The sequence below is a fragment of the Kocuria sp. CPCC 205235 genome, assembly GCF_040980905.1.
GTDB classification, from domain to species: Bacteria; Actinomycetota; Actinomycetes; order Actinomycetales; family Micrococcaceae; genus Kocuria; species Kocuria carniphila.
The window spans coordinates 1-533 of record NZ_JAVKPR010000104.1; the positions used below are offsets into that span (position 1 = coordinate 1).

A 533-nucleotide genomic window follows, 5' to 3' on the forward strand; every position below is an offset into this window, starting at 1 on the left:
TCCAGTGGGCTGGCTTCCCCATCGGCATTCCTACAAATATCTACGAATTTCACCTCTACACTTGTAGTTCCGCCCACCTCTCCAGTACTCTAGTTTGGCAGTTTCCAACGCAATACGGAGTTGAGCCCCGCATTTTCACATCAGACTTACCAAACCGCCTAGACGCGCTTTACGCCCAATAAATCCGGATAACGCTTGCGACATACGTATTACCGCGGCTGCTGGCACGTATTTAGCCGTCGCTTCTTCTGTTGGTACCGTCACTTACTTCGTCCCAACTGAAAGCACTTTACATTCCGAAAAACTTCATCGTGCACACAGAATTGCTGGATCAGACTTTTGGTCCATTGTCCAATATTCCCCACTGCTGCCTCCCGTAGGAGTAAGGGCCGTGTCTCAGTCCCCTTGTGGCCGTTCACCCTCTCAGGCCGGCTACCTATCATCGCCTTGGTAAGCCGTTACCTCACCAACTAGCTAATAGGACGCAAAGCTCTCCTGCAGCGCATATAGCTTTCATATGAATTTCATGCGAA

The 533-nt window shown here is 50.3% G+C and carries 1 rRNA gene; it reads right to left on the reverse strand.

Features of this window, described 5'->3' with window-relative positions:
• Positions 1–533, reverse strand: a 16S ribosomal RNA gene (locus RF638_RS16195); the annotation flags it as partial.